This is a genomic window from Phytobacter ursingii, from assembly GCF_001022135.1.
In the GTDB taxonomy this organism is placed as follows: Bacteria; Pseudomonadota; Gammaproteobacteria; order Enterobacterales; family Enterobacteriaceae; genus Phytobacter; species Phytobacter ursingii.
This window is the reverse complement of record NZ_CP011602.1, coordinates 1,457,410-1,480,621: the sequence shown is the minus strand read 5'-3', so window position 1 is coordinate 1,480,621 and position 23,212 is coordinate 1,457,410. Positions and strand designations below refer to the sequence as shown.

At 52.6% G+C, this 23,212-nt stretch carries 24 protein-coding genes and 2 tRNA genes; 17 read left to right on the top strand and 9 right to left on the bottom strand.

From position 1 onward, the window contains the following. Positions 1-69: 69 nt before the first annotated feature. Together AB182_RS10535 and AB182_RS10530 are read right to left on the bottom strand one after the other, a co-directional pair. Entirely contained in the window at positions 70-966 is an 897-nt protein-coding gene (locus AB182_RS10535; RefSeq protein ID WP_047370036.1) for an aldo/keto reductase, read from the bottom strand. A 48-nt stretch (positions 967-1,014) separates the two neighbouring features. After that, the gene (locus tag AB182_RS10530) at positions 1,015-1,254 is read right to left on the bottom strand and encodes a DUF1289 domain-containing protein (RefSeq protein WP_047370035.1); all 240 of its coding nucleotides are present in this window, start codon (positions 1,252-1,254) and stop codon (positions 1,015-1,017) included. A gap of 119 nt (positions 1,255-1,373) precedes the next feature. On the opposite strand from AB182_RS10530, the gene AB182_RS10525 reads away from it, so the two are divergent. From AB182_RS10525 to rnt, 4 genes are all read left to right on the top strand, one after another. Continuing rightward, positions 1,374-1,970 carry a TetR/AcrR family transcriptional regulator gene (locus tag AB182_RS10525; protein WP_047370034.1) on the top strand — a complete coding sequence of 199 codons (597 nt, stop codon included), beginning with the start codon at positions 1,374-1,376 and terminating at the stop codon, positions 1,968-1,970. 53 nt (positions 1,971-2,023) lie between these two features. Beyond that, positions 2,024-3,118 carry an alkene reductase gene (nemA, locus tag AB182_RS10520; RefSeq protein WP_047370033.1) on the top strand — a complete coding sequence of 365 codons (1,095 nt, stop codon included), beginning with the start codon at positions 2,024-2,026 and terminating at the stop codon, positions 3,116-3,118. Positions 3,119-3,202: 84 nt separating this feature from the next. Next, positions 3,203-3,610 carry a lactoylglutathione lyase gene (gene gloA, locus AB182_RS10515; protein WP_047370032.1) on the top strand — a complete coding sequence of 136 codons (408 nt, stop codon included), beginning with the start codon at positions 3,203-3,205 and terminating at the stop codon, positions 3,608-3,610. Positions 3,611-3,702: 92 nt separating this feature from the next. After that, on the top strand, positions 3,703-4,353 hold the full coding sequence (rnt, locus tag AB182_RS10510; protein ID WP_047370031.1) for a ribonuclease T: 651 nt from the start codon (positions 3,703-3,705) through the stop codon (positions 4,351-4,353). A gap of 38 nt (positions 4,354-4,391) precedes the next feature. Here rnt and grxD read toward each other — a convergent pair whose 3' ends face one another. Beyond that, positions 4,392-4,739, bottom strand: a complete 348-nt coding sequence (gene grxD, locus AB182_RS10505) for a monothiol glutaredoxin 4 (RefSeq protein WP_041851561.1) — start codon at positions 4,737-4,739, stop codon at positions 4,392-4,394. A 340-nt stretch (positions 4,740-5,079) separates the two neighbouring features. Between grxD and AB182_RS10500 the strand changes: the two genes are divergently transcribed. After that, positions 5,080-5,916, top strand: coding sequence for a C40 family peptidase (locus tag AB182_RS10500; protein ID WP_047370030.1), 837 nt, complete (start codon positions 5,080-5,082; stop codon positions 5,914-5,916). Between the two features lie 120 nt (positions 5,917-6,036). Beyond that, complete coding sequence (sodB, locus tag AB182_RS10495) at positions 6,037-6,618, top strand: superoxide dismutase [Fe] (RefSeq protein WP_047370029.1); 582 nt, start codon at positions 6,037-6,039, stop codon at positions 6,616-6,618. Positions 6,619-6,647: 29 nt separating this feature from the next. On the opposite strand, the gene AB182_RS10490 is transcribed toward sodB, so the two are convergent. Both AB182_RS10490 and cydH read right to left on the bottom strand, forming a co-directional pair. Further along, the gene (locus AB182_RS10490; RefSeq protein ID WP_047370028.1) at positions 6,648-7,817 is read right to left on the bottom strand and encodes an MFS transporter; all 1,170 of its coding nucleotides are present in this window, start codon (positions 7,815-7,817) and stop codon (positions 6,648-6,650) included. A gap of 166 nt (positions 7,818-7,983) precedes the next feature. Further along, a complete protein-coding gene (gene cydH / locus AB182_RS31890; RefSeq protein WP_090086635.1) occupies positions 7,984-8,073 on the bottom strand; it encodes a cytochrome bd-I oxidase subunit CydH in 90 nt (29 codons plus the stop codon). A gap of 298 nt (positions 8,074-8,371) precedes the next feature. Between cydH and purR the strand changes: the two genes are divergently transcribed. Next, positions 8,372-9,397: an HTH-type transcriptional repressor PurR gene (gene purR / locus AB182_RS10485; protein WP_047370027.1), complete on the top strand. Its 1,026-nt coding sequence runs from the start codon at positions 8,372-8,374 to the stop codon at positions 9,395-9,397. Positions 9,398-9,413: 16 nt separating this feature from the next. Here the strand turns inward: purR and punR are convergent, their stop codons facing one another. Beyond that, positions 9,414-10,325 carry a DNA-binding transcriptional activator PunR gene (punR, locus tag AB182_RS10480; protein WP_047370026.1) on the bottom strand — a complete coding sequence of 304 codons (912 nt, stop codon included), beginning with the start codon at positions 10,323-10,325 and terminating at the stop codon, positions 9,414-9,416. A 112-nt stretch (positions 10,326-10,437) separates the two neighbouring features. Here punR and punC point away from each other — a divergent pair, with 112 nt between their 5' ends. Both punC and cfa read left to right on the top strand, forming a co-directional pair. After that, positions 10,438-11,637 (top strand): purine nucleoside transporter PunC, encoded by a 1,200-nt coding sequence (punC, locus tag AB182_RS10475; RefSeq protein ID WP_047370025.1) that lies wholly within the window; start codon positions 10,438-10,440, stop codon positions 11,635-11,637. A gap of 301 nt (positions 11,638-11,938) precedes the next feature. Next, on the top strand, positions 11,939-13,087 hold the full coding sequence (gene cfa / locus AB182_RS10470; protein ID WP_047370024.1) for a cyclopropane fatty acyl phospholipid synthase: 1,149 nt from the start codon (positions 11,939-11,941) through the stop codon (positions 13,085-13,087). Between the two features lie 134 nt (positions 13,088-13,221). Here the strand turns inward: cfa and AB182_RS10465 are convergent, their stop codons facing one another. Both AB182_RS10465 and AB182_RS10460 read right to left on the bottom strand, forming a co-directional pair. Continuing rightward, on the bottom strand, positions 13,222-13,863 hold the full coding sequence (locus AB182_RS10465; protein WP_047370023.1) for a riboflavin synthase: 642 nt from the start codon (positions 13,861-13,863) through the stop codon (positions 13,222-13,224). A gap of 127 nt (positions 13,864-13,990) precedes the next feature. Next, positions 13,991-14,599, bottom strand: coding sequence for a class I SAM-dependent DNA methyltransferase (locus tag AB182_RS10460; protein WP_047370022.1), 609 nt, complete (start codon positions 14,597-14,599; stop codon positions 13,991-13,993). 491 nt (positions 14,600-15,090) lie between these two features. Here AB182_RS10460 and mdtK point away from each other — a divergent pair, with 491 nt between their 5' ends. From mdtK to AB182_RS10435, 5 genes are all read left to right on the top strand, one after another. Continuing rightward, positions 15,091-16,464 (top strand): MdtK family multidrug efflux MATE transporter, encoded by a 1,374-nt coding sequence (gene mdtK, locus AB182_RS10455; protein ID WP_047370021.1) that lies wholly within the window; start codon positions 15,091-15,093, stop codon positions 16,462-16,464. A 116-nt stretch (positions 16,465-16,580) separates the two neighbouring features. Further along, on the top strand, positions 16,581-16,865 hold the full coding sequence (locus AB182_RS10450) for a hypothetical protein (RefSeq protein WP_047370020.1): 285 nt from the start codon (positions 16,581-16,583) through the stop codon (positions 16,863-16,865). 278 nt (positions 16,866-17,143) lie between these two features. Next, a tRNA-Val gene (locus AB182_RS10445) sits at positions 17,144-17,220 on the top strand. Between the two features lie 10 nt (positions 17,221-17,230). Continuing rightward, positions 17,231-17,307 (top strand) — tRNA-Val (locus tag AB182_RS10440). Between the two features lie 222 nt (positions 17,308-17,529). Next, entirely contained in the window at positions 17,530-19,035 is a 1,506-nt protein-coding gene (locus tag AB182_RS10435; RefSeq protein ID WP_047370019.1) for a DUF2235 domain-containing protein, read from the top strand. A 108-nt stretch (positions 19,036-19,143) separates the two neighbouring features. Here the strand turns inward: AB182_RS10435 and AB182_RS10430 are convergent, their stop codons facing one another. Next, complete coding sequence (locus AB182_RS10430) at positions 19,144-20,199, bottom strand: NAD(P)-dependent alcohol dehydrogenase (RefSeq protein ID WP_047370018.1); 1,056 nt, start codon at positions 20,197-20,199, stop codon at positions 19,144-19,146. A gap of 307 nt (positions 20,200-20,506) precedes the next feature. Between AB182_RS10430 and AB182_RS10425 the strand changes: the two genes are divergently transcribed. From AB182_RS10425 to pykF, 3 genes are all read left to right on the top strand, one after another. After that, positions 20,507-21,298, top strand: a complete 792-nt coding sequence (locus AB182_RS10425; protein ID WP_047370017.1) for an inositol monophosphatase family protein — start codon at positions 20,507-20,509, stop codon at positions 21,296-21,298. A gap of 257 nt (positions 21,299-21,555) precedes the next feature. Further along, a complete protein-coding gene (gene ynhH / locus AB182_RS33455) occupies positions 21,556-21,780 on the top strand; it encodes a protein YnhH (protein ID WP_425503335.1) in 225 nt (74 codons plus the stop codon). Positions 21,781-21,794: 14 nt separating this feature from the next. Beyond that, the gene (gene pykF, locus AB182_RS10420) at positions 21,795-23,207 is read left to right on the top strand and encodes a pyruvate kinase PykF (RefSeq protein WP_047370016.1); all 1,413 of its coding nucleotides are present in this window, start codon (positions 21,795-21,797) and stop codon (positions 23,205-23,207) included. Positions 23,208-23,212 lie beyond the last annotated feature (5 nt).

Sequence of the window (23,212 nt, the reverse complement as noted above, 5' to 3'; positions counted from 1 at the left end):
GTTTTTAGCTTTTGCCCTGTAAGTTTAAACCAGGGAAAAAGATTTGGCGGAAAGTCACTCAGATGTTCATCAGGGAACGTCGTAACCCAGGGCTGCTTTACGGATGCGGAACCACTGCTGGCGCGTCATCTCAAGGCTTGCCGCTTCCAGCGCAGAACGAACGCGTTCAATTTTTCCGGAACCGATAATCGGCAACGGCTGCGACGGCAAACGCATCACCCAGGCATAGACGACCTGTTCAATACTCCGGGCATTCAACTCTTGCGCGACTTTCGCCAGTTCGTCACGCAGTGGCTGGAATGCCTCATCGTTGAACAGACGCCCACCACCCAGACATGACCATGCCATCGGTCGAATACGTAATTGCTGCAGCTGATCCAGCGTACCGTCCAATAAGAGCGGCTGGTGAACCGGAGAAATTTCTACCTGGTTGGTCGCAAGCGTAAACGGCAGACGCGACTGGAGCAGCGAGAACTGCGCCGGTGTAAAGTTAGATACGCCAAAATGGCTCACTTTGCCACTCTGGTGCAGGTGCAGAAAGGCCTCAGCCACTTCATCGGCATCCATCAGCGGATCCGGCCGATGAATCAGCAGCAGGTCCAGACGTTCCGTCGCCAGATTCACCAGAGATTGCTCGGCGCTGGCAATAATGTGATCGCGGCTGGTGATGTAGTGGCCCAGCGCATTCCCGGCGCGCGCGGTGGTGGCAATGCCGCATTTTGAGACAATCTCCATGCGTTGACGCAGATGCGGAGCCAGCTTAAGGGCCTCGCCAAAAGCCGCCTCGCACTGGTAGCCGCCGTAGATATCCGCATGGTCGACGGTGGTGACGCCGAGATCCAGGTGCTCCTCAATAAAACTCACCAACTGACGGGAAGACATATTCCAGTCCATCAGTCGCCAGTAACCCATGACAAAACGGGAGAACTCCGGTCCCTGCGGTGCAAGGGTAATTCTCTGAACCATAACCACTTCCTCAGCAATAATTTGCCATGAGTATACGCAATTATGGCGTCAAAACAGTGAAGGTTGCTCAGGTTCTTCAGGCGGCAGGGGTTTATTCGCCCGTAATTTGCGCAAAAAGCGCTGACGACACAGGCGAAGGACATCCTGCTTTTGCGCATCGCTCATGGTTTGCCAGTTGAACCGCTCTTCGCGGCTGCGCATACAGCCACGGCAAAATCCCCGCTCATCTGACTGGCATATTCCCCGGCACGGGCTCTGGACGGGGAAAAACTCCAGTTGTTCTGGCACGCAACGCCTCCTGTGGTATTTGTCTCTCTTTATTGAAGACTGCGCGCGCGGAACCTGCAAGATTGAGAACGCATGTATTGCTACTTGCAATAGACCGATTGGTCTAGTAGATTGTGCACATGAGCAGAAACACTGAACACGATACCCGCGAACACCTGCTGGAAACCGGCGAGCGCTTATGCATGCACCGCGGTTTCACTGGCATGGGATTGAGCGAATTACTGAAAACAGCGGAAGTGCCGAAAGGCTCTTTCTATCACTATTTTCGCTCAAAAGAGGCGTTCGGGGTTGCGATGCTCGAACGCCATTATGCCGGATATCACCAGCGTCTGGCAGACCATTTTGCCAGGGGTGCGGGAAACTATCGCGATCGCCTGCTCGCTTATTATCAGCAGACGCTGATCCAATTTTGCGAGCAGGGTATTATCAGCGGTTGCCTGACCGTCAAACTTTCTGCCGAGGTGTGTGACCTGTCAGAAACGATGCGTGAAGCCATGGACAAAGGTGCCAGCGGCATTATCACCTTACTGGCGCAGGCGCTGGAAAATGGCCGCCATGATAAATGTCTGACAATGGCAGGTGATGCGCTGACGCAGGCTCAGGTACTCTATTCCCTGTGGCTGGGCGCGAATCTGCAGGCTAAGATTTCACGCAGTGCCGTGCCGCTGGAAAGCGCCCTGGCCCATGCGAAAACGATTATTGCAGCGCCTCTTTAACAGGCGTTTTTATTTACCCTATTACTAGTCGACCGGTCTATTCAGGAGAATGTATGTCCAGTAATTTGTTTACGCCGCTGAAAATTGGCGCGATTACCATCCCAAACCGCGTGCTGATGGCTCCGCTGACACGTCTGCGCAGCATTGAACCTGGCGATATCCCGACCCCGCTGATGGGCGAATACTACCGCCAGCGCGCCAGTTCCGGCCTTATCATCAGCGAAGCGACCCAAATCTCCGCACAGGCAAAAGGCTATGCCGGCGCGCCGGGCCTTCACAGCCCGGAACAAATTGCTGCATGGAAAAAAATCACCGACGGCGTACATGCTGAAAACGGCCATATGGCGGTTCAGTTATGGCACACCGGGCGTATTTCACACACCAGCCTGCAGCCCGGCGGTCAGGCCCCTGTTGCCCCTTCGGCAATCAGTTCCGGCACCCGCACGTCCCTACGTGACGCCAACGGCAACGCCACCCGTGAAGACACCTCGATGCCGCGCGCGCTGGAGACCAGCGAAATTCCGGGCATCGTCAATGATTTCCGTCAGGCGGTCATCAACGCCCGTGAAGCAGGTTTTGATTTAGTCGAACTGCACTCTGCCCACGGCTATCTGTTACACCAGTTCCTGTCACCGTCTGCCAACCAGCGTACCGATCAGTATGGCGGCAGCATCGAAAACCGCGCCCGCCTGGTGCTGGAAGTCGTCGATGCCGTCAGCGCCGCCTGGAGTGCGGATCGCATCGGTATTCGCGTCTCCCCTATCGGTTCTTTCCAGAACACCGATAATGGCCCGAATGAAGAAGAAGACGCGCTGTACTTTATCGAGGAGCTGGGTAAACGCGGGATTGCCTATCTGCATATGTCCGAGCCAGACTGGGCAGGCGGCCAGCCTTATACCGAAGAATTCCGTCGCAAAGTGCGTGAACGTTTCCACGGTCCGATCATTGGCGCGGGCGCGTACACCGTAGAAAAAGCAGAAGATCTGATTGCGAAAGGTTTGATTGATGCCGTGGCCTTTGGTCGTGCTTACATCGCTAACCCGGACCTGGTTGAACGCCTGAAACGCAAAGCTGAACTGAATCCGCAACGCCCGGAAAGCTTCTATGGCGGTGGCGCGGAAGGTTATACCGACTACCCTTCTTTATAATCACTTCATTGATAGCGGCAGGGATCCGCCGCTATACTAAAACTCTGTTTCGAATGAAAATTCATTGACGCTTAAGAGGACATTATGCGCTTACTTCACACCATGCTGCGCGTTGGCGATCTGCAACGCTCCATCGATTTCTACACCAACGTGCTGGGCATGCAACTGCTGCGTACCAGCGAAAACCCGGAATATAAATATTCACTGGCTTTTGTGGGTTATGGCCCGGAAACCGATACGGCCGTTATTGAACTGACCTATAACTGGGGCGTCGATAAATATGATCTGGGCAGCGCTTACGGTCATATTGCGCTTGAAGTGGATAATGCGGCAGAAGCCTGTGAGCGTATTCGTCAAAATGGCGGCAACGTGACGCGTGAAGCAGGACCGGTAAAAGGCGGCACCACGGTTATCGCTTTTATTGAAGATCCTGACGGCTACAAGGTCGAATTGATTGAAGCCAAAGATGCCGGACGCGGTTTGGGCAATTAATGCTTTACGGGCGCCTCTGGTGCCCGCTGTTTTACATCCCTTCGCAAAATTTGCCATAATGCGCTGCCATTTTCCCTTAGCAAGAGACTCCGATGTCCGATAATGCCCAACTTACCGGTCTGTGCGACCGTTTTCGCGGTTTTTACCCTGTCGTGATTGATGTTGAAACCGCCGGGTTTAACGCCAAAACCGATGCACTGCTGGAGGTCGCTGCCATCACGCTGAAAATGGACGAGCAAGGCTGGATAATGCCTGACAGCACGCTGCATTTTCATGTTGAACCCTTTGAGGGGGCTAACCTGCAGCCGGAAGCGCTGGCGTTTAACGGTATCGACCCGAGCAACCCGCTACGGGGTGCCGTCAGTGAACACGATGCGCTACACGCAATTTTTAAGATGGTGCGTAAAGGTATTAAAGATCAGAACTGTAATCGCGCCATTATGGTGGCCCATAACGCCACTTTCGATCACAGCTTTATGATGGCTGCCGCTGAGCGTGCATCGCTTAAGCGTAATCCGTTCCATCCATTCGTGACTTTCGATACCGCATCGTTAAGCGGACTGGCGCTGGGTCAAACGGTGCTCTCAAAAGCCTGCACCGCGGCCGGGATCAATTTTGACGCAACCCAGGCGCACTCCGCGCTGTACGACACTGAGCAGACCGCGCTGCTATTTTGCGAGATAGTTAACCGCTGGAAACGTTTGGGCGGCTGGCCACTCCCCATCGCAGATAGCGAAGCATAAAAAAAAGCGACCCGAAGGTCGCTTTTTTATTGCGGTGATTATTCCGCGTCCGGCTCTTCGGATTTGTACTTCGCCGCAGTCTCTTTGATCAACTGCTGCAGTTCGCCACGCTGGTACATTTCAATCACGATGTCACACCCGCCTACCAGTTCGCCATCAACCCACAGCTGTGGGAAGGTGGGCCAGTTTGCATATTTCGGCAGCTCGGCGCGAATGTCCGGGTTCTGCAGAATATCAACGTAAGCAAAGCGTTCGCCACAAGCGGAAAGTGCCTGAACTGCCTGTGCGGAGAAGCCGCAGCTTGGCAGCTTCGGGGAGCCTTTCATATACAGGAGAATCGGGTTTTCAGCGATCTGGCGCTGGATTTTTTCAAGGGTAGAGCTCATTGTCTTGCTTCCTTCAACTTCTTTTCGGCAGATAGTCATCATTGTAACGGTTAAGGTGCGTAACCGAAAATAACATTTTGTTCACCACTCATTATTTTATCGTCTGTGGCGATAAGTTGCTTTCAAAATGTCATTTATCTCACGTTTTACCACACGCAATAGTTCACTATTTGACCTTCCTCCAGGGGCAATTGGCGATTTTTTTTGCGCTTGCTAACGAAACACAGTTTTAGATGCAAAAACCCTATTAACTTTTCGGCTTTTTTTAGATTAGAATCGACGCGGTTCTAAATCATACGCAAGCATTATTGAATGCCTGCACTTATCAGGGGATTGCTCAGTGGCGCGAATTCATACAGCTTCGATCACGCTCTGTGCTTTGTTGTTCACCACGTTGACTTTCACGCCATTAGCGAGTGCTTCCGAGCAAACGCGAGGTTCGGCCGTGCATAAGACAACGCATCTGGCGAAAGCATCCGAGAGTAAGAAAAAAACCACCACAGAAAAAACATCAAAGAAAAGCAGTCGCACCGAAACAAAAACAACGGCTAAAGCCGGAAATAAGAAAGCAGCAGCGACGAAAAAAACGTCGACCAGCAGCAGTAAAACCACCAGTAAGAATTCCTCCCGTCACAGTAAAACCAGCACGAAACCCATCGTCACTACCGCTATGACGGAAAAATGCACAAAGCGTAAAGGCCATAAGCCGCATTGTGTAAAAGTGAAAAGCAGCAAACCTGTTGCTCTTTCCGAAGCGCACAAAGTCCGTATCCAAAAAGTACAGAAAACTGCCATGTCCAAGCTGATGAATCAGATTGGCAAACCTTACCATTGGGGCGGCACCTCCCCGATGACCGGGTTTGATTGCAGTGGTCTGGTCTATTACGCCTATAAAGATCTGGTGAAATTCCGCATTCCCCGCACCGCGAACGAAATGTATCACCTGCGTGATGCGTCTCCGGTCAACGTTGCGGAACTGGAAAGCGGCGATCTGGTATTCTTCCGTACGCAGGGCCGTGGTACCGCTGACCACGTGGGTGTTTATGTCGGCAACGGCAAATTCATTCAGTCGCCACGCAGCGGCCAGGATATCCAGATTACCTCATTAAGCGAAGATTACTGGCAGCGTCATTATGTGGGTGCCCGCAGAATGGTTACGCCAAAAACCATCCGCTAATCTCTCACCTGCCGCTCAGGCGGCGGGTAACTCTCTCTTTTTTATCCCCTTTCGATTTGCTACCCTATCCTTACACTCAATAAGGTTATTGAGTGCATTACAACAATAAGGAGTGAAGCAATGTCGTTCGAATTACCTGCATTACCGTATGCAAAAGACGCCCTGGCACCGCATATTTCTGCGGAAACGCTGGAGTACCATCACGGCAAACACCATCAGGCTTATGTCACCAATCTGAATAACCTGATCAAAGGTAGCCCGCTTGAAGGCAAAACGCTGGAAGAGATTATTCGTAGCTCTGAGGGCGGCGTGTTTAACAATGCAGCCCAGGTCTGGAACCACACCTTCTACTGGCATTGTCTGGCCCCGAACGCAGGCGGCGAACCTGCTGGTGCAGTAGCAGCTGCGATTGCCGACGCATTTGGCAGCTTTGCTGAGTTTAAAGCGAAATTCACCGATGCCGCAGTGAAGAACTTTGGTTCAGGCTGGACGTGGCTTGTGAAAAACGCCGATGGCAAACTGGCCATTGTTTCGACATCGAATGCCGGAACACCGCTGACCACCGACGCCACGCCACTGCTCACTGTGGATGTGTGGGAACACGCCTACTACATTGACTACCGTAACGCCCGTCCAAACTATCTGGAGCATTTCTGGGCGCTGGTCAACTGGGAGTTTGTCGCGAAGAATCTCGCTGCATAATCATCAGGAGGGGAAACCCTCCTGTTTTTTTATTCCGCCGCTGTGCAGGTGCGCTCTGCATTCGTTCTACCGGAAAGCAACACCAGCAGTAGCGCCATCCCCGCGATAATCGCCCCGGTTACCGGCACGACGGTATACCCCAGTCCACCCGAAATCACCGCGCCCCCTGCCGCTGCCCCCAGCGCATTGCCCAGGTTAAACGCACCGATATTGACAGATGATGACAGGCCCGGGGCTTCATGCGCCACGCGCATAACACGCATCTGCAACGGAGGCACTACCGCGAAGGTTGCCGCGCCCCAGATAACCATACTGATTGCCGCACCGATTTCACTGCGCGCCAGCCAGGGAATAGCAGCCATAATCACAATCAACAGCAGCAAGAAGCCTTTCAGGGTCGCCGTAACCGAGCGGTCGGCCAGTTTGCCGCCAAGGTAGTTGCCGATGGAGAATCCAACGCCCACCAGTACCAGCATTGCGGTGATAAACGCAGGTGTGGCATCGGTAATACGGTGCAGTACCGGCGAAATGTAGGTATAAAGCGTGAACATCGCCCCGGCCCCCAGAACCGTCGTCAGCAACGCGGAAACCACCTGAGGACGCATTAATACTGCCAGTTCTTTGCGCACATCAGGACGTTCACCGGCGCGACCTTTCGGCAATGAAAAGTAGAGACTGACCATAGCTATGATACCCAGCCCCGCTGTGGCAAGGAACGACATGCGCCAGCCAATCGCCCCGCCCAGCCAGGTTGCTGCAGGCACACCGCCGATATTGGCGATAGTCAGCCCCATAAACATAGTGGCCACTGCGCTGGCCTGTTTTTCTTTTGCCACCACGCTTGCGGCCACCACAGAACCAAGCCCAAAGAAAGCGCCATGGTTCAGACTGGTAATGATCCGCGAGAGCATTAATGTTGTGTAATCAGGTGAAAGCGCCGACAGTACGTTTCCGAGGGTAAAAATCGCCATCAGAAATACCAGCGCATTACGTCGCCCACGATGTGAAAGCAGCAACGTCATTAACGGTGCGCCAACCATGACGCCAATGGCATAGGCGCTAATAAGCATACCCGCTGCCGGGATCGAGACATCCACGCCCTGGGCGATAACGGGGAGTAACCCCATGGGTGAAAATTCGGTCGTACCGATGCCGAAAGCGCCAATCGCCAGGGCAAGCAGTGGGAAATTGATCTTCATAAATAGACTCCGGAATTGCCGTGTCGACGCGCGACACCGTCACAGAAGTCAAAAGTATGACATTAATCACAAAAAACAGAAGTTAGCGAAATGGGAAAAGACTATTGCCAATTTGATGACAATCGGGGAGAGAGACGGGGGAAAGAGGGCTCTCCCCCGGGATAAATCAATGCAGTGCGGCAGTCAGTCCGCCAGCAACAATCAGAGCAAGTACAATTACGGTAGTTACTAAAGAAAACTTCAGGTCGGTGCTCATCAATTTTTCTCCTTATTAATTCCCACACAAAAAGTGATGTAACGCATTTTTGCACAAATAAACGTAAAAATCTTGCAGGATTTAGAGTGATACACGTTTTAGCACTTCCCCTTTTGGCCAAGATCAGACAAAATTCGACGCTAAATTTATTAGCGTACCGGCCATTGACTCCCCTCCTGACGTCCAGTGTCTTTTTCCCGGCGTATTGCAATCCCTTCTATGGGTACAGGGTGATGGAAGGCAAACGTTTACCTTATGTATTATCAGGAGTTTACGATATGGTCTGGAGTAAGATCTGATGGCAACGATTAAAGACGTAGCGAAGCGAGCAAACGTTTCCACCACAACCGTATCACATGTAATTAACAAGACGCGTTTCGTTGCAGAAGAGACGCGTAACGCGGTCTGGGCAGCGATTAAAGAGTTACACTACTCTCCCAGCGCGGTTGCCCGCAGTTTGAAAGTTAATCACACCAAATCTATTGGCTTGCTGGCGACCAGTAGCGAAGCGGCTTATTTCGCCGAGATCATCGAAGCAGTCGAGAAAAATTGTTTCCAGAAAGGCTACACCCTTATTCTCGGCAATGCCTGGAACAACCTGGAAAAACAGCGCGCCTATCTGTCCATGATGGCGCAAAAACGTGTCGATGGCCTGCTGGTCATGTGTTCTGAATATCCGGAATCGCTACTCAGCATGCTGGAAGAGTATCGCCATATTCCTATGGTGGTAATGGACTGGGGTGAAGCAAAAGCTGATTTTACCGATACGGTAATCGATAACGCCTTTGCCGGCGGCTATATGGCTGGCCGTTACCTGATTGAACGGGGCCATCGCGAGATTGGCGTTATCCCTGGGCCATTAGAGCGCAACACAGGCGCGGGTCGTCTTAGCGGCTTTATGAAAGCGATGGAAGAGGCCCACATCACCGTACCGGAAAGCTGGATTGTGCAGGGTGATTTTGAGCCGGAGTCTGGCTATCGTGCGATGCAACAGATATTGACCCAGTCTTCTCGCCCGACCGCGGTATTCTGCGGTGGCGACATTATGGCGATGGGCGCGTTGTGCGCGGCCGATGAAATGGGTCTGCGCGTGCCGCAGGATATTTCGGTGATCGGTTATGATAATGTGCGCAATTCACGTTTCTTTACCCCTTCACTGACGACTATCCACCAGCCGAAAGACTCGCTGGGTGAAACCGCGTTTAACATGCTGCTGGACCGCATAGTAAACAAGCGTGAAGAGTCGCAGTCTATTGAAGTGCATCCACGCCTGATTGAACGCCGCTCAGTTGCCGACGGTCCTTTCCGCGACTATCGCCGTTGATCCTGCCGGGAGCAGTTCATTCCTGCTCCCGCAGCCATTCCCTGTTCAGCGTTTCGCTGTCGCCCAGATAATCCAGTAACCAGCTCAGCGCCGGTGAAGCGTCATTCTGCTGCCAGGTCAGACAACAGGCGGCGTCCGGGAAAGGATTTTCCAGTGCCAGCGCAACCCACTCACCACGATCAATCCACGGTCGGGCGAAATGCGCAGGCACCATCCCGATACACAGCCCGGCAGACAAGCAGGCCGCAGATGATTCCCAGTCAGGCGCGACGACCCGCTTCTGATTATCCAAAAGCCAGGTGATGCGTTTAGGCAGCGAACGGGAGGTATCTTCGCGTACCAGAGATGGCCAGTTCCGTAACGTATCATCACTGAGCGGCGATGCCATCGCCGCCAGCGGATGATGGCGAGCGACCACGCATTTCCAGCTCAACATGCCCATATCGCGAAAGGTATAACGGCCCCCGACCGGGATCGCCTGGGTTGCGCCGATAGCCAGTTCAACACGTCCATCGGCCAGGGCATCCCACACACCGTTAAACACCTCCTGGGAAACCAGCAGTTCGACATCGCTAAAATGGCGATAGAAATCGACAATCATCTGCCGCGTACGTTCCGGTTTAACAATGTTATCAACGGCGATGGATAACTGCCCCCGCCAGCCGTTGGCAATTTGCTGACACTGTTGACGGGTGATCTGCATTTTTTTGATAACAGAACGACCCTCTTTCAAAAACCACACGCCAGCGGGCGTCAATTCGACATCCCGATGACGTCGTTCAAACAACGGCACCGCCAGCCACTCTTCAAGTTGACGTACGGTATAGCTGACCGCAGAAGGCACACGATGTAACTCCTGCGCCGCACCGCTAAAACTGCCATTTCGGGCCACGGCATCAACCACTTCAAGGGAATATTCTGACCACATAATCTGCCTGCAAAAATTTTGAAACCACCGGACAAATATTAGCGTTTCACAAGCTGACTTGCACTCCTTAGACTCTGGAGCCCTGTTTACCTGCCACAAAAAGAGATCTGCCATGCAACCTGGAAAAGGATTTTTAGTCTGGCTCGCGGGCTTAAGCGTACTGGGCTTTCTGGCCACCGATATGTACCTGCCGGCGTTCGCCGACATTCAGCAAGATTTAAATACGTCTGCCGCCGCGGTCAGCGCGACGCTGAGCTTGTTCCTTGCCGGCTTTGCCGTTGCCCAACTGGTATGGGGTCCGCTGTCGGATCGCTACGGTCGTAAACCTGTTTTGCTCAGCGGACTGGCCATTTTCGCCGTCGGCTGCCTCGGCATGCTGTGGGTGCAGAACGCAGTCTGGTTGCTGGTGTTGCGTTTTATCCAGGCCGTCGGCGTCTGTGCAGCTGCCGTGACCTGGCAGGCACTGGTGACGGAGCATTATCCGGCGCAGCGAACAAATCGCATTTTTGCCACTATCATGCCGCTGGTGGGTTTATCTCCTGCCCTCGCGCCTCTGCTTGGCAGTTGGATTCTGGCGCACTTCTCCTGGCAGGCAATCTTCGCCACATTATTTATGATAACCGTCATATTGATGCTCCCGGCGCTGCGTCTGCGCCGTGGCGCGCACCTCCCTGCACAAACCACACAGGCGCTGACTTTCGCCGCGCTGCTGCGCGATAAAGCCTATCGCGGCAACGTGCTGATTTATGCCACCTGCTCAGCCAGCTTTTTCGCCTGGCTTACCGGTTCACCGTTTATTCTTCATGAGATGGGATACGGCCCCGCTGTGATCGGTCTGAGTTATGTGCCGCAAACCATCGCCTTTCTGGTCGGGGGTTACGGCTGTCGTGCCGCATTGCAAAAATGGGCTGGCGCCCGTTTATTACCGTGGTTGCTGCTGGCCTTCGCATTGAGCGTTGCGGCAACCTGGGGTGTGGGCCTGTTGCCTGGCGCCACGCTGACCGCCCTGTTGATCCCCTTCTGTCTGATGGCGATGGCAAATGGCGCCATTTATCCGATCGTGGTGGCTCAGGCGCTGCGTCCCTTCCCGCAGGCTACCGGCAGGGCGGCTGCCTTGCAGAATACACTGCAGCTGGGGCTCTGTTTTGTTGCAAGTCTGGTGGTCTCGGGGTTCATTGCCCACCCTCTGCTTGCCACCACCAGTGTGATGCTGTCGACGGTCGTTCTGGTTGCTTTTGGCTACCGTATGCAACGCCAGGAAAGTGAGAGTTATCATGCAGATGAGGTCAGTGAATCATCTTCGCATGCGTAGTTTCACGAGCGACTATGTTACAGTTTAGTGATTAGCTTGCTAACAGTTTTCTGTTGTATCACCGGATTTTGAGGCCTATACTCTTTTCCGGCTAGTTACAAATACGATAAATATTATGTATTAACGGGAGCCGGAGTGCTCCCGTTCGACCATGGAAGGCCTTTCTGGCAAGGGTCATCTCCCTTCCTCTGTTCTACGTCGGATATCAGCCTCACGGCGCAAACCGTGAGATTTCTCACATACCTCAAAAAGCGTCTACGCTCTTTTAAGGTTCTGATCACTTGCTGGTGGTGGAGAAGTTATGAGTTCATCGTGTATAGAAGAGGTTAGCGTACGGGATGATAACTGGTTCCGTATCGCAAACGAGTTACTGAGCCGCGCCGGTATCCAGGTCAATGGACCGTCGGCATCTGATATTCAGGTTAAAAACCCTGATTTTTTTAAACGCGTTTTGCAGGAGGGTTCGCTCGGGCTGGGGGAAAGTTATATGGACGGCTGGTGGGAATGTGACCGGCTGGACGTGTTTTTTACGAAAGTCTTGCGTGCCGGGCTGGAAAAACAGCTCCCTCGCCATTTGAAAGATACCCTGCGTATCGCCGGGGCAAGACTTTTTAACCTGCAATCTAAAAAACGCGCATGGATCGTCGGCAAAGAACATTACGACCTGGGCAACGATCTTTTTACCCGCATGCTGGACCCACAGATGCAATACTCTTGCGCCTACTGGAAAGAGGCTGAACGCCTTGAAGACGCGCAAATTGCCAAACTACGCCTGATTTGCGAAAAACTGCAACTCAAGCCAGGGATGCGCGTACTGGATATTGGCTGTGGCTGGGGCGGCCTGGCGCAATTTATGGCGCAGAATTATGCGGTCAGCGTCGTGGGTGTCACGATTTCTGCCGAACAACAAAAACTGGCGCAACAGCGGTGCATGGGGCTGGATGTCGATATTCGCCTGCAGGATTATCGCGATCTAAACGATCAGTTCGACCGCATCGTCTCTGTCGGTATGTTCGAGCATGTCGGTCCAAAAAATTACGACACGTACTTCACGGTCGTTGACCGTAATCTTAAACCGGATGGTCTTTTCCTGCTGCATACCATTGGCTCACGGCGCACCGATCATAATGTGGATCCGTGGATTGACCGCTATATCTTCCCCAATGGTTGCCTTCCGTCAGTACGGCAGATAGCGAATGCCAGTGAATCTCATTTCGTGATGGAAGACTGGCATAATTTCGGCGCAGACTACGATAAAACGTTGATGGCCTGGCATGAACGCTTCCTCGCCTGTTGGCCAGACATCGCCGATAACTATTCCGAACGGTTTAAACGTATGTTCAGTTACTACCTGAACGCCTGCGCAGGCGCTTTCCGTGCGCGGGATATTCAACTCTGGCAGGTGGTATTTAGCCGGGGTATTGAACACGGACTTCGCGTAGCACGCTAACAACCGACCCCGCTTTCGCGGGGTTTTTTCTTTCTGTCAGAACCGTGCAGCACTCAACCGACGCTTAGCCATTTTCTGATGGCATAAAAAAAGGAGAACACATGCATATTCTCCTTATTACTATTTTTACGGACTTATTCGTCGTTACTGACCATGACTGCCGCCGCCTCTTTTGCCGCCAGCACACGTTCCACGGTATCAACAACCGCCTGCGTTTGCGGATCAATTTCGATGTTCACGCGATGGCCCAATTTTTTACTGCCAAGCGTGGTGCGCTGCAGGGTTTCCGGGATCAAATGCACGCAGAAACGCGTTGGCGTCACTTCACCTACCGTCAGGCTGATGCCATCGATACCAATAAAACCTTTATAGAGGATGTATTTCATCAGCGCCGGATCCTGTACCTTAAACCAGATCTGACGATTATTCTCGGAGGTCAGGATTTTAACGATTTCGGCGGTGGTCATAATATGACCCGACATTAAATGCCCGCCAATCTCATCACTGAATTTTGCCGCACGCTCAACGTTGACCGCGTCGCCGACCGTCAGCTCACCCAGATTGGTGATGCGCAGCGTCTCTTTCATCAAGTCAAAACTGATATGGCTGCCATTAATATCCGTGACCGTCAGACAGCAACCGTTGTTTGCGACAGAGGCTCCCGTCTCAAGCCCTTCCAGCATATGATCCGGTAGCTCGACGACGTGAGTACGGAAATTGGGCTTATCATCGATGGACACCAGTTTTGCCGTGCCCTGTACAATACCAGTAAACATGCCTACCACTCCTGTATGTCATTTACGGCACCGCCGTTTTCTAAACGCACAATAACAGGAGGAAAATCATGTTGCCAGCCTCGCGGGGCGGATGATGGCGACTGAGGTATAAAACCACAGGATCATCTCAATTTACTTTTTTACACAGCCAGATAGAGTGATAACCACATTCCGGATCCTCAAACTGCACATCGACAACGGTGAACCCATGTTGCGCCAGAATCTCACGGTATTCCTCGGGCGCCAGACTCGCGTGATATAGCGGCTCGCCTGCAAACGTCCCCATCGCGATGCCATTCGACGTGCCGCTGGTGAACATCAATGCACTCCCCGGGTGGCTAAGTGCAGCAAACCGGGGAAACATGGCACGTTGGTCATTCTGGGTCAGATGAAAAAAACTGTCCCAGGCTATCAGACCATCAAATGTCTCATCCATCGTCAGGTGCCGCATGTCCCGGTGGATCCAGCGTTGCGCGGGGAAATGCGTTTGCGCCTGCGCAATCATCGCCGCTGAGCCATCCACGCCCGTGAGCGTAAAGCCGCCAGCAATAAAATACTCCGCGATGGGTTTACCGTTCCCGCAGCCGATATCCAGAATATGCCCGCGCGGACGAAGTCGCTGTATAAACTTGTCCAGCCACTTTTTTTCGAACAGATCGCGAGGTCGCAGCCTGGCGAACTCATCAGCATGCCTTTCGTAGAGCGAAAGAATGTGCTTTGCCGCGTGAGATTCCATGATTTTCTACCTCTCTTTTTAGATGTCTGACTCAGAGGGTAAGCGAACTGGCGCGCCGCCTCCCCCTGCTAAAAACAGTGGGACGGATAATGATCGCTTATCGTTAACGTGGCAAAAACAGGTAACAACCTGTAAGATTTGTCGGTAACCTCGATAGCAGAATAAAGAAACAACCGCTTCGCGTTAATATCCCGGCACTGACGGGAGACGACGATACTTTTCGGGCACACGATACCGTCCCCCGACACATTTTTCGCGCTGGTTTTCCCCGGCGACGTTCCTTTATTAACAACCGACCAGAGGGGCCCATGATAGCCCGAATGGTTTACTCAAACTGAAAAGCAAAATGAACAAGGATTTGATCGCAATGCTTAACGCTATGCTGGATTTCTGACCATCCCCGCAGTGTCCCGGACCAGAAGACACATCTATATTCTTTTTTAATGAATTGAACGTTCTTCGCATATAACAACTATACCAAGGTGTTTTCAGTGCAGAAGTATTTTACAGAAGCGCGCCAGTTGCTGGCTCTGGCTATTCCGGTGATCCTCGCGCAGATCGCCCAAACCGCAATGGGGTTCGTTGATACTGTCATGGCTGGCGGATACAGCGCCACCGATATGGCTGCCGTCGCCATTGGTACCTCTATCTGGCTGCCCGCCATCCTTTTTGGTCATGGATTGTTGCTGGCGTTGACTCCGACTGTTGCGCAACTTAACGGTTCCGGACGCCGCGAACGTATTGCGCACCAGGTACGCCAGGGCTTCTGGCTTGCCGCTGCGGTGTCGATCCTGATAATGATCGTGCTGTGGAACGCCGGTTATATTATTCACGCCATGCATGACATCGATCCGCAACTGGCGGATAAAGCCGTGGGTTATTTACGCGCCCTGCTGTGGGGCGCACCGGGCTATCTGTTCTTTCAGGTCGTACGTAATCAGTGTGAGGGGCTGGCGAAAACCAAACCCGGGATGGTGATGGGGTTCCTCGGCCTGCTGGTGAACATTCCTGTTAACTACGTCTTTATTTATGGTCACTTCGGCATGCCGGAGCTGGGTGGCGTTGGTTGCGGCGTGGCAACGGCATCGGTCTACTGGGTAATGTTTATTGCCATGCTTTCGTACGTGAAACGTGCGGGATCCCTGCGCGATATCCGCAGTGAAACGCACTCTGGCAAACCGGATCTGAGCGTACTGAAACGTCTGGTACAGCTTGGTCTGCCTATTGCGCTGGCGCTCTTTTTCGAAGTGACGCTGTTTGCCGTCGTGGCCCTGCTGGTGTCGCCGTTGGGGATTGTGGATGTCGCAGGGCACCAGATCGCCCTTAATTTTAGTTCGCTGATGTTTGTCTTGCCGATGTCGCTCGCCGCCGCCGTCACGATTCGTGTCGGCTTTCGCCTGGGACAAGGTTCCACGCTCGACGCGCAAACTGCCGCACATACCGGCCTTGGCGTGGGCGTGTGCATGGCAGTACTGACCGCTATCTTTACCGTTGCGCTGCGCGAACATATCGCGCTGCTTTATAACGATAATCCGGAGGTGGTGACGCTGGCCTCGCAATTGATGTTGCTGGCAGGTTTGTACCAGATATCCGATTCTATTCAGGTCATCGGCAGCGGGATTCTGCGCGGTTATAAAGATACACGCTCTATCTTCTTTATTACTTTCACCGCCTACTGGGTGCTGGGATTACCGTCAGGTTATGTACTGGCGTTAACCGATCTGGTGGTCGACCGGATGGGTCCGGCGGGCTTCTGGATGGGCTTTATCATCGGGCTGACCTCCGCCGCTATTTTGATGATGCTCAGAATGCGTTTTCTGCAGCGCCAGCCGTCGTCTATTATTTTGCAGCGCGCGGCGCGCTAATATCAGCATAGCCGTCATCAGGCGGCTACGTTTTCTTGCCCGGCGACGTGCTTTACATTCGCTTAGCCAGGCAAAACATTCGGGTTAAACGTGAAATTCAGCAAAAGGAGTGCCGGATGGCTGGCATTGTTGCGTTAGTTTACTTTGTTGTAGGTTTTGTGGCTTTCACACGTAAAATCAAACTGTTTACCATTGCATCCAGTCTGCTTCTGTTTGCCGCGTTAAAGATTATTGCCGCCAGCCAGGTACTCACCTTTTTCTTTATCGCGCTTCTGGTCATCGCATTTTTCGTTTTACTGATGGTCAAATTTCCACGTGAAAATAAGAGTACTTTGTACTTCTCCTTTCCCTGTTGGCTCTTAATCGGTGCTGTACTCTTGCATCTGTTTTATTTTTCCTGAACATTTTTCATGCAGTCATGTTGGATGCCACCCTTGCGCTGCGTGCTTTTGCATCATCAGAAATAACAGGAACGATAGAATGTGACGTATGGCCGATCGCGGCGACAATCCTCCGGAAAGGCATTTTGCTCAATCATTATCCTTTAACATCAGTGAAATATGCCCTTCATGTATAAAAGTTCCGCAGTCGGTTGCATTCCGGCAGAAAATCGCGATTTTCTTCTTGCCACATTACCAGGCTGCCGCTAATATTCGTCCCCGTTGTCAGGCACAACAATGCGTTCATAGCTCAGTTGGTTAGAGCACCACCTTGACATGGTGGGGGTCGTTGGTTCGAGTCCAATTGAACGCACCATCTCTTTAGTGCGTCCGTAGCTCAGTTGGTTAGAGCACCACCTTGACATGGTGGGGGTCGGTGGTTCGAGTCCACTCGGACGCACCATTCTCAGTCGTTTCTTTTCTTTCGTTTTTCTCGTCTGTTTGTTTGCGCAACATCAGCATTTACCGTTTCGCTTACCACGCATTTCCGCTGTTTTACCTGTAAAAATGCAAATTACCCGCAGCTTAGCGTCTTCTTTCAAAGATATACGCGGAAAACGCCACAATACACTATTACTGGATCGTCATTAGCCATACTTTTCTTGCGGTTAACTGGAGATCCCAAATGCACCTCATCGTATTTTGCGACGGCACATGGAACACGCCGGATCAAATGGATAATGGAATTCCGGCTCCCACCAACGTTGTCAAATTACGTAATGCCCTGGCCGTTACGCCTGAACAACAGGTGTATTATCACCCTGGTGTCGGCACCGATGGCGGGTGGTGGAATCGTGTGGTCGGCGGGGGAACCGGTGAAGGGCTGGATAATAACATTATGAGCGCCTATAACTGGCTGGCCCGTCATTACCAGCCCAATGCGGCCATCTGGTTGTTTGGCTTCAGTCGTGGAGCTTATACCGTCCGTAGCCTGTCTGGCATGATCGCCCGTTGCGGGTTACTGAACCCCGCAGGATTAAGTGAGCGCGATATCTGGTCTGCCGTCAGCGATATTTTTGCCCACTATCGCGATCCGACGACGAAAGTCCCCGCCTGGCCCGTATATGAAGGGGGAGTCGATCTGCCGATTCATTTCATTGGCGTCTGGGATACCGTCGGGGCGCTGGGCGTACCGGACGATATGGTGATACTTAATCTTATCGACAATCCTGACAACTATCGTTTTCATAATACCGCGCTGAGCCACAATATTCTTCATGCGCGCCACGCGATGGCTATTGATGAAAAAAGGCAAAGCTTTATCCCTACACTATGGACCGATATTCCTGCCGATGCGGATGTTATTCAACTGTGGTCCCCTGGTGTTCATTCCGATATCGGTGGCGGCTATTCGCGCTGCGGCCTCGCCGACGGTGCGCTGGACTGGATGATAAAAGAAGCGCAGGCGCTGGGATTACAATTCCGTGACGATGTACTGCAACAGATCAAACCTGACGCATTCGATCAATTACATGATTCTGTAACCGGCGTCTTCGCGTCGCTAAAAACCCGCCCCCGCAATGTGCCATGTTTTGAACTCCCCGCTTCACCCTTCCACCCTTCTGCCATGACTCGCCACACCTGCCCTTCTCTACTCCAGGGCATTTACTGGCCGGGCATGATCTTAAAAATCCCGGGCGATAAGGCAACGCTGAAGGTTTATGCACGCGAGCACTGGAACGCTACCGGGATCTATCTGGAAGGCGGCGTGACGTATAGCCTGAGAGCCAGCGGCGAGTGGAAAGACAGCAGCATCATCTGCGGCCCGCAGGGAAACAATGACGGAAAATTCCAGCCGGGAGAAGCGGTACAAATGGCCGCCTCGCTGTTAGGACAAGCCGAAGTCCTGTACCAAAAACTGACGCATAACCACCAGGCGGATTTCTGGTATACCAGGCGTGAAGAGGACGCGCCCTGGTTTGCCTTGATGGGGATGGTCGCTAATGACGTCTTGCCCGAAACGCCACCGAAAAATGCCACCAATTTTCTGCCTCATGAAGTGTTTCGTATTGGTTCAGGTTGTACGTTTACGCCGCAAAAGAGCGGCTATTTGTATGCCTTTGCCAATGATGCCTGGCAGATGTATGCCAACAACAATGGCAGTGTTGAGCTGAAGGTGACCCGTACCTAGTTTTAGATGTGCTGGAGGCCAATCGAGACGGCCCCCTCGCTGGGATGTCAATCTACCCGGTTCACTCATAAGAGACGGCAGGTTCTACCTGCCGTCAAATGCCCTGACTCAGTCCGATAGCGTCTGCATATCGATCACGAACCGGTATTTCACATCGCTTTTCAGCAAACGATCAAAGGCATCGTTGATCTGGTCCATACGAATCACTTCTGAGTCTGCCGTGATGTTGTGCTGACCGCAGAAATCGAGCATCTCCTGCGTTTCGGCAATACCGCCGATACACGACCCCGATACGGAACGACGCCCCAGAATCAGCGGCAATGTGCTGACCGCAGGTTCAATATCGCCCAGCAGGCCAACAAACACCAGCGTGCCATCCAGCGTCAACGTCGGCATATACGGGTTGATGTCGTGGGCATAAGGCACGGTGTCGATAACAAGCTCAAACTGCCCTTTTACCGCCTCCATTTGTTGCGGATCGGTCGACAGCACCACGTGTTGCGCACCCAGTTGCCGTGCATCTGCCTCTTTGCCAGGTGAACGGGTGAATAGCGTGACTTCCGCCCCCATCGCATGCGCCAGTTTCAGCGCCATATGTCCTAACCCCCCCAGCCCGATCACCGCGACCTTGCTACCGGCTTTCACCCCCCAGCGACGCAACGGCGACCAGGTGGTAATGCCCGCGCAAAGTAACGGCGCAACAGCCTGTACATCAAGGTTTTCCGGAATGCGCAACACGAAATCTTCACTGCAAATAATCGTGCGCGAATAACCGCCGTAGGTCGGCATGTGGTCGTGTCGGTCAATGCCGTTGTAGGTCTGAATGTTGCCCTCTTCGCAATATTGTTCAAGCCCCTGCTTACAGGAGGAGCACTCGCGACAGGAATCCACCATGCAGCCGATCCCCACCAAATCTCCGGCCTTGAATTTACTCACACTCGACCCTACACGGGTGACGCGGCCTACGATCTCATGCCCCGGTACCAGGGGATATTGGCTAAACCCCCAGTCATTACGCGCCTGATGTAAGTCAGAGTGACACACACCGCAATACAGAATATCGATCACCACATCATCCGCTCGGGGATCCCGACGCTCAAAATAGTACGGTGAGAGAGGGGCTTTACTCGATTGTGCGGCATAGCCAAGTACTTTTATCGTCATCTTTATCACTCCAGGTTCTGACATGATTGACCAGGGTTCGTCCTGAGACGGTTCATACGCTCATGACGCCTGGTGTTTGAGTATCTACAGACTGTATGTCCCGCGCTTTGCACTTCCTGTCATCCGGTGACCCGAGACCGTACGGGTGGCCGCTCGATTATGTTCACTTCACCAGACCAGGCGCCGTATCTTGCCGGTTGCGCAACATAACCATGATAATGATTTGAAGCACAACCAATAAAGATGCACAATCGAGCAATAACGAGCATGGAAGACTTACGGTAATTTTATTGATGAGGACGTAATCATGGCCCACGCTGTACCCGATATTGCTTTTTTGCATGAACTTGCTGATGCGGCAGACAAACAGACGTTGCCGCGTTTTCGTTCGCAATTAAACCTGCATGTGGATACAAAACCAAAAGAAGGTTATCGCTTTGACCCCGTGACCGATGCGGACCGCGAGGCAGAACGCGCTATTCGCGCCATCATTGACACCCGTTACCCTGACCATTCAATTATGGGCGAAGAATTCGGAATCACCGGAAGCGGGCCGTTGCAATGGGTATTGGATCCGGTCGACGGCACCCGCCCCTTTCTGTGTGGTATTCCGGTATGGGGAACGCTTATTGGCCTGACCGTTGAAGGTCGTGGTCATCTGGGCATGATGAGCCAGCCATTTACCGGTGAGCGTTTCTGGGCAGATGGCAGGCAGTCATGGCGCAGTGGTCCCCAGGGTACTGCACCGCTCAACACCCGCAAAGGCCTCTCGCTTGAGGGGGCGATTTTGCATATCACCTCGCCTGAACCCATTGCTCGTTTCCCGGAAATTAACTTTGCGGCACTGGACGATGCTGCGCTGATGACACGTTATGGCGGGGAGTGCTATGCCATGGCAATGCTGGCTGCCGGGCAGATTGATCTTTGCCTGGAATACTCTCTTCAACCCTATGATATTGTGGCATTAATTCCCATTATTGAGCAGGCAGGCGGTATTGTAACCACCTTAAACGGCGATCGCCCTGAGGCAGGTGGACATATTCTGGCGGCCGGCTGCCCCGAAGTTCATGCTCAGGCGCTGCAACGGCTCCACAGCTAAATCGGTTAAGCCAGGTTCTTTTGGCGCAAAAGACCGGGGCACTTGTTGCCACTATGTTGCCATAAATCGATAGCCGCCCTGTCAGTAAACCTTCCCAAACCTTTGCCTTTTTGTGAGCAAAGGTTTTATTTTGCCGTCAACAACGCAAATTCAATTTTGTGATAACTTAACACGTTGATAACACTTCGTTGTGAAACTGCCCAGATGATTTTTGAAACAGCGTTTTCATTTTCCTTTTGCTCGTTTTTCATCGTATAATGGCATCCTATTCACTCTTGAATGGTTTCAGCTCATTGAACTGTAAAACTCAACCATTACATTACGACTTACCCGGCTGGGCTGAAACACAGGCACACATTACTCTGCACGCTTTTTTGATGTCACCTATCCTTAGGCAGTGGCATCGCAACTTTCGCAACACAGGTTTGACTCCGAAGCTTCGCGCTAACCGGAGCGTGATTTCCATATCCTTCTCAACTTAAAGACTAAGACTGTCATGAAAAAGACCAAAATTGTTTGCACCATCGGTCCGAAAACCGAATCCGAAGAGATGTTAGCAAAAATGCTGGACGCAGGAATGAACGTAATGCGTCTGAATTTCTCTCACGGTGACTATGCTGAGCACGGCCAGCGCATCCAGAACCTGCGCAACGTAATGAGCAAAACCGGTAAAAAAGCGGCGATTCTGCTGGACACTAAAGGTCCGGAAATCCGCACAATCAAACTGGAAGGCGGGAACGATGTTTCGCTGAAAGCGGGCCAGACGTTCACCTTTACCACCGACAAAACAGTTATCGGCAACGCTGAAACGGTTGCAGTTACCTACGAAGGTTTCACCAGCGATCTGCAGGTTGGCAACACGGTGCTGGTTGACGATGGCCTGATCGGCATGGAAGTCACGGCGATTGAAGGCAACAAAGTCATCTGTAAAGTACTGAACAACGGTGACCTGGGCGAAAACAAAGGCGTGAACCTGCCTGGCGTTTCCATCGCTCTGCCGGCGCTGGCTGAAAAAGATAAACAAGACCTGATCTTCGGCTGCGAACAAGGCGTTGACTTTGTTGCTGCCTCTTTCATCCGCAAACGTTCTGATGTTGAAGAAATTCGTCAGCACCTGAAAGCGCACGGCGGCGAGAATATCCAGATCATCTCCAAAATCGAAAACCAGGAAGGCCTGAATAACTTCGACGAAATCCTCGAAGCGTCTGACGGCATCATGGTTGCTCGTGGCGACCTGGGCGTAGAAATTCCGGTTGAAGAAGTCATCTTCGCGCAGAAAATGATGATCGAGAAATGTATCCGCGCGCGCAAAGTGGTTATCACTGCGACCCAGATGCTGGACTCTATGATCAAGAACCCGCGTCCGACCCGTGCGGAAGCAGGCGACGTTGCCAACGCCATCCTTGACGGTACCGACGCCGTTATGCTGTCTGGTGAATCTGCGAAAGGTAAATACCCGCTGGAAGCGGTGACCATCATGGCCACCATCTGCGAACGTACCGATCGCGTCATGACCAGCCGTCTGGATTTCAACAACGACAGCCGTAAACTGCGCATCACCGAAGCGGTGTGCCGTGGTGCGGTTGAAACGGCTGAAAAACTGGATGCTCCGCTGATCGTGGTAGCAACCCAGGGCGGTAAATCTGCACGTGCTGTACGTAAATACTTCCCGGATGCCACCATCCTGGCGCTGACGACCAACGAAACGACCGCGCGTCAGCTGGTGCTGAGCAAAGGCGTTGTCGCACAACTGGTTGAAGAAATCGCTTCTACTGATGATTTCTACCGACTGGGCAAAGAACTGGCCGTACAGAGCGGTCTGGCGCAGAAAGGCGACGTTGTCGTGATGGTTTCCGGCGCCCTGGTCTCCAGCGGCACGACCAACACAGCATCGGTACACGTCCTGTAATAATA

What these genes read in the sequence shown, in the direction of transcription:
- AB182_RS10535 (WP_047370036.1), bottom strand. Translation starts at nt 966, where the DNA reads ATGGTTCAGAGAATTACCCTTGCACCGCAGGGACCGGAGTTCTCCCGT.
- AB182_RS10525 (WP_047370034.1), top strand. Translation starts at nt 1,374, where the DNA reads ATGAGCAGAAACACTGAACACGATACCCGCGAACACCTGCTGGAAACC.
- nemA (WP_047370033.1), top strand. Translation starts at nt 2,024, where the DNA reads ATGTCCAGTAATTTGTTTACGCCGCTGAAAATTGGCGCGATTACCATC.
- gloA (WP_047370032.1), top strand. Translation starts at nt 3,203, where the DNA reads ATGCGCTTACTTCACACCATGCTGCGCGTTGGCGATCTGCAACGCTCC.
- rnt (WP_047370031.1), top strand. Translation starts at nt 3,703, where the DNA reads ATGTCCGATAATGCCCAACTTACCGGTCTGTGCGACCGTTTTCGCGGT.
- grxD (WP_041851561.1), bottom strand. Translation starts at nt 4,739, where the DNA reads ATGAGCTCTACCCTTGAAAAAATCCAGCGCCAGATCGCTGAAAACCCG.
- sodB (WP_047370029.1), top strand. Translation starts at nt 6,037, where the DNA reads ATGTCGTTCGAATTACCTGCATTACCGTATGCAAAAGACGCCCTGGCA.
- AB182_RS10490 (WP_047370028.1), bottom strand. Translation starts at nt 7,817, where the DNA reads ATGAAGATCAATTTCCCACTGCTTGCCCTGGCGATTGGCGCTTTCGGC.
- cydH (WP_090086635.1), bottom strand. Translation starts at nt 8,073, where the DNA reads ATGAGCACCGACCTGAAGTTTTCTTTAGTAACTACCGTAATTGTACTT.
- purR (WP_047370027.1), top strand. Translation starts at nt 8,372, where the DNA reads ATGGCAACGATTAAAGACGTAGCGAAGCGAGCAAACGTTTCCACCACA.
- punR (WP_047370026.1), bottom strand. Translation starts at nt 10,325, where the DNA reads ATGTGGTCAGAATATTCCCTTGAAGTGGTTGATGCCGTGGCCCGAAAT.
- punC (WP_047370025.1), top strand. Translation starts at nt 10,438, where the DNA reads ATGCAACCTGGAAAAGGATTTTTAGTCTGGCTCGCGGGCTTAAGCGTA.
- cfa (WP_047370024.1), top strand. Translation starts at nt 11,939, where the DNA reads ATGAGTTCATCGTGTATAGAAGAGGTTAGCGTACGGGATGATAACTGG.
- AB182_RS10465 (WP_047370023.1), bottom strand. Translation starts at nt 13,863, where the DNA reads ATGTTTACTGGTATTGTACAGGGCACGGCAAAACTGGTGTCCATCGAT.
- AB182_RS10460 (WP_047370022.1), bottom strand. Translation starts at nt 14,599, where the DNA reads ATGGAATCTCACGCGGCAAAGCACATTCTTTCGCTCTACGAAAGGCAT.
- AB182_RS10450 (WP_047370020.1), top strand. Translation starts at nt 16,581, where the DNA reads ATGGCTGGCATTGTTGCGTTAGTTTACTTTGTTGTAGGTTTTGTGGCT.
- AB182_RS10435 (WP_047370019.1), top strand. Translation starts at nt 17,530, where the DNA reads ATGCACCTCATCGTATTTTGCGACGGCACATGGAACACGCCGGATCAA.
- AB182_RS10430 (WP_047370018.1), bottom strand. Translation starts at nt 20,199, where the DNA reads ATGACGATAAAAGTACTTGGCTATGCCGCACAATCGAGTAAAGCCCCT.
- AB182_RS10425 (WP_047370017.1), top strand. Translation starts at nt 20,507, where the DNA reads ATGGCCCACGCTGTACCCGATATTGCTTTTTTGCATGAACTTGCTGAT.
- ynhH (WP_425503335.1), top strand. Translation starts at nt 21,556, where the DNA reads ATGGCATCCTATTCACTCTTGAATGGTTTCAGCTCATTGAACTGTAAA.
- pykF (WP_047370016.1), top strand. Translation starts at nt 21,795, where the DNA reads ATGAAAAAGACCAAAATTGTTTGCACCATCGGTCCGAAAACCGAATCC.